This is a genomic window from Streptomyces sp. OfavH-34-F, assembly GCF_022347745.1.
Taxonomy (GTDB): domain Bacteria; phylum Actinomycetota; class Actinomycetes; order Streptomycetales; family Streptomycetaceae; genus Streptomyces.
The window spans coordinates 1-4,120 of the sequence record NZ_JAKRGC010000437.1 but is presented as its reverse complement, the minus strand read 5'-3'; the positions used below and the strand labels follow the sequence as shown (position 1 = coordinate 4,120).

Genomic DNA, 4,120 nt, shown 5'->3' with positions numbered 1-4,120 from the left:
CGGCCTGCTGCGGCGCCGGGTCCGGGGCCTGCGGTTCCGGATTCTGCGGTTCTGCGGGCTCGGGCGCCGGGGGCTCGGGTGCCGGGTCCGGCCGCATGTCCGCCGGACCGCCCGCCGGCGGTTCACCCAGCGCGTCCAGCGCCTCCCGTGCCCGCCCGGCGTCCAGCGGCGAGAACTCCGGGTTGGTGCGCAGCGCGTCCCGCAGATGGCGGCGCGCCGAGCCGTAGTCGCCCACCGCCCGCTCCGTCATGCCCAGGTGGTACGCGTACGAGGCGTTCTGCCCGCCGGTGTCCACCGCCCGCCGCGCGTACTCCAGGGCGGCCTCCGGGTCGCCCGCCCGGTACAGGGCCCAGCCCAGCGCGTCGGCCGTCTCCGGGCTGCGGTGCCCCCGCTGCCAGGCGCCCCGCAGCAGCTCCACCGCCGCGTCCGCGTCGCCGTGCGCGGCCTCGAAGCGGCCCAGCGGCAGCGACTCGTCCACCCCCGCGGCCCTGCCCCGGTCCAGCGCCGCCCGCAGCTTCGTGAACTGGTCCACCGAGTCGCCGTCGAGCCCCATCGACTCGTACAGCTCGCCCAGCTCCAGCAGGTACTCCGGGCGCGGCGACTTCGCGAGCGCCGCCTGGTAGTCGCGTACGGCCTCGTCGGTGCGGCCGAGGGCCGCCTGCGCGCGGGCCCGCCCGGCGAGCGCGGGGTGATGGCCCTTCAGGACGCGCAGCGCCGCCCCGTACTGCGCCACGGCCTCCTTCGGCTCACCGCGCTCCCAGGCCAGCTCGCCCAGCCGGGACAGGCAGTCGGCCTTCTCGGCGGGCGTCCTCGCCCGGTTCGCCGCGTCCTGCGCGGTGGCCAGCGCGTCCTCGCGCCAGCCCCGGTCCCGGTACATCTCGGCCGCCCGGCCCAGCGCCGGCACCCCGGCCCGCAGCTCGGTGAACTTCTCCACCGCGGTGATCGCCGACTTCCGGTCGCCCAGGCCGTTGTAGGCGTCGATCAGCTCCGGGTAGACCGTCCACTCCTTGGGCTGCCGCTTGCGGACCGTCTCGCCCCACTTCTTGGCCGTCACGAAGTCGTGCCGGGCGTTGGCGAGGGCGGCGAGACCGACCCAGGCCGCCGTGTTGCCCCGCTCCCCGGGGCGCACGTTCAGCGAGCGCTTGAGCGCCTGTTCGGCCCGCGCGTAGGAGGCCGGGTCGGCGGCGCGCCGCCCCCACTCCACGTACGCCGAGCCCAGCACCGCCCACGCGGGCGCGTCCGAGGGATGGGTGCCCACCCACTTCTGCCGGTCCCCGATGAGCGCCGTCAGATCGGAGAGCGAGGCCGGGGAACCGGCGGCCGTCGCGGACATCGCGCGCGAGACCGGACCGGGCACCGGCGGCGCCGCGTCCTGGTCGTCGTCGGGCACCGCGACCACCGCGCCCGTCACCAGGACCGCGCCCGCGACCATGCCGAAGGCGGCCCTGCGCAGCGTCGTGCGCATCGTGGGGGGCGGCGGCTCGGCCAGCGAGGCGGCGTCCGGCGGGAAGGGGCCGGGGTCGGGCAGACCGGTGGGGAGCGGACCGGTGTCGGAGGAGTCCTCGGGCCCGGAGGCCCTCGGGGGCTGCTGAGGCGTGAGATCCATGCCGCTCACTGTGCGTCAGTATGAAGATCACACAGCGTCTTGGGATCGCCACCGCAGACGGGTTCACACCAATGGGTCCGGGTGCCACGCTCGGATCATGGACGATCTCCCCGAACTCCTGCGGGCGGGCCTCCCGGCCGAAGCCGTGATCACCGACCCGGACGTCACCGCCTCCTACGCCCACGACATGGCGAGCTTCTGCGCGGCCGGCACCCCCGCCGTCGTGGTGCTCCCGCGCACCGTCGAGCAGGTCCAGCACGTCATGCGCACCGCCACCGCGCTGCGCGTCCCGGTCGTCCCCCAGGGCGCCCGCACGGGCCTGTCCGGCGCCGCCAACGCCGTCGACGGCTGCATCGTGCTCTCCCTGGTCAGGATGGACCGCATCCTGGAGATCAGCCCCGTCGACCGGATCGCCGTCGTCGAACCCGGGGTGATCAACGCCGTGCTGTCCCGCGCGGTGGAGGAGCACGGCCTGTACTACCCGCCGGACCCCTCCAGCTGGGAGACGTGCACCATCGGCGGCAACATCGGCACCGCGTCCGGCGGCCTGTGCTGCGTGAAGTACGGGGTCACCGCCGAATACGTCCTCGGTCTCGACGTCGTCCTCGCCGACGGACGGCTGCTCAGCACCGGGCGGCGCACCGCCAAGGGCGTCGCCGGATACGACCTGACCCGCCTCCTCGTCGGCTCCGAGGGCAGCCTCGGCATCGTCGTGAAGGCCGTCCTCGCCCTCAAGCCCCGGCCGCCCCGGCAGCTCGTCCTCGCCGCCGAGTTCCCCAGCGCCTCCGCCGCCTGCGACGCCGTCTGCCGGATCATGGAGAGCGGCCACACCCCCTCACTCCTCGAACTGATGGACCGTACGACCGTCCGGGCCGTCAACCGCCTCGCCCGCATGGGACTCCCCGAGACCACGGAGGCCCTGCTCCTCGCCGCCTTCGACACCCCGGACCCGGCCGCCGACCTCGCCGCCGTCGCCGGCCTGTGCACGGCGGCCGGGGCCACCGAGGTCGTGCCGGCGGACGACGCGGCCGAGTCCGAGATGCTGCTCCGGGCCCGGCGGATGGCGCTGACCGCGCTGGAGACCGTCAAGCCGGCGACGATGATCGACGACGTGTGCGTACCGCGGTCCCGGCTCGGCGCCATGCTGGAGGGCACGGCGGAGATCGCCGCGAAGTACGCCCTCACCATCGGCGTCTGCGCCCACGCGGGCGACGGCAACACCCACCCCGTCGTCTGCTTCGACCCGGCGGACGCCGACGAGTCCCGGCGGGCGCGGGAGTCCTTCGACGCGATCATGGCGCTCGGTCTCGCCCTCGGCGGCACGATCACCGGCGAACACGGCGTCGGCGTCCTCAAGAAGGAGTGGCTGGCCCGCGAACTCGGCGAGACCGGCGTGGAACTGCACCGGGGCGTGAAGCGGGCCTTCGACCCGCTCGGCCTGCTCAACCCCGGCAAGGTCTTCTGACCGTCCCCGGCCCACGCCGCTCAGTTCTCCCCCTCCTGCGCCTGCGACTCGTCCGACGGCCACGGGTCGCTCATCCACAGGTCGTCGGCCGGCAGCGGCGCGAGCAGCTCGGCCAGCCCCTCGTCGATGCCGAGCCGCTCGCTCTCCGTGCCCGGCGGCACGACGCGCAGCGTCCGTTCCACCCAGACCGCCACCGCCGCCGCCGGCACCTCCAGCAGCGCGTTGCCCTCCGGCGAGGTCAGCGCCACGCAGATGACGCTGTTCCCGTCCACCTTGGTGGGCCAGATCCGCACATCGCCCTGCCCGCACGGCCGGAAGACCCCTTCCACCAGCAGATCGCGGGCGAACGTCCAGTACACGGGCGAGTCCGAGGTGATGTGGAAGGTGATGTGCACCGCGTACGGGTCCTCGGTGCGGTACGTCAGCCTGGCCGGCACGGGGATGCTGCGCTCGGGCGACAGGACCAGCTTGAGCTCCAGCTCGCGTTCCACGACGGTGTTCATGAGGGCTTCCTTCCGTTGTCCCGGGCCGGTCCCTCGACCGGCCCGCACAGGTGAGAGCGCCTTCCACGCGGTTCATTACGCGACTTCGGGAAAAAACTTCGCGTGACCGAAATGGGGGTCAATCGCCCGGACCGGCCCGGCGGTCCGCGCCCGTCTGGTAGATGTGGACCCCTGTATTGAGGCCGCGAAGAGATACGGGACCACGGTGATGAGCGCCCCAACCCCGGCACCCGGTGACGAGAGCCCCCGCGAGGGGTACTACCCCGACCCGTCCATCCCCGGATACGTCCGCTACTGGAACGGCTCCGCCTGGGTGCCCGGTACCAGCCGCCCGGCCCCGGAACAGGACGCGGTCGAGGAGACCGGCCCCGTCTTCCTGGACGAGGCGCGGGCGGACGCGCCGGGCGGCGAGGGCCGCCCCGAACCCGCCATCGCCTGGCAGGCCGACGCCTCCCGCCAGACGGGCTTCGGCGACCACCGCGTGTCCTGGGGCGGTACGGGCCCCCGGGCCCCGGAGCCCGCCGACGCCGCCCCGGCCGCCTCCGT

Annotated in this window: 4 protein-coding genes; 2 read left to right on the top strand and 2 right to left on the bottom strand. The window is 74.4% G+C overall.

The window, feature by feature from the left end:
- Nucleotides 1-1,606, bottom strand: a 1,606-nt coding sequence (locus MHW47_RS32815; RefSeq protein WP_239227490.1) for a tetratricopeptide repeat protein, incomplete at its 3' end; no start/stop codon positions are given.
- A gap of 97 nt (nt 1,607-1,703) precedes the next feature.
- On the opposite strand from MHW47_RS32815, the gene MHW47_RS32810 reads away from it, so the two are divergent.
- Complete coding sequence (locus MHW47_RS32810) at nt 1,704-3,071, top strand: FAD-binding oxidoreductase (RefSeq protein WP_239227489.1); 1,368 nt, start codon at nt 1,704-1,706, stop codon at nt 3,069-3,071.
- Between the two features lie 20 nt (nt 3,072-3,091).
- Here the strand turns inward: MHW47_RS32810 and MHW47_RS32805 are convergent, their stop codons facing one another.
- Nucleotides 3,092-3,574 (bottom strand): SsgA family sporulation/cell division regulator, encoded by a 483-nt coding sequence (locus tag MHW47_RS32805; protein WP_239227488.1) that lies wholly within the window; start codon nt 3,572-3,574, stop codon nt 3,092-3,094.
- Between the two features lie 208 nt (nt 3,575-3,782).
- On the opposite strand from MHW47_RS32805, the gene MHW47_RS32800 reads away from it, so the two are divergent.
- The coding region (locus MHW47_RS32800; RefSeq protein ID WP_239227487.1) for a DUF2510 domain-containing protein at nt 3,783-4,120 on the top strand (338 nt) is incomplete at its 3' end.

Excerpts from the sequence above, each read along its gene's own strand:
- MHW47_RS32810 (WP_239227489.1), top strand. The coding sequence starts at position 1,704 with ATGGACGATCTCCCCGAACTCCTGCGGGCGGGCCTCCCGGCCGAAGCC.
- MHW47_RS32805 (WP_239227488.1), bottom strand. The coding sequence starts at position 3,574 with ATGAACACCGTCGTGGAACGCGAGCTGGAGCTCAAGCTGGTCCTGTCG.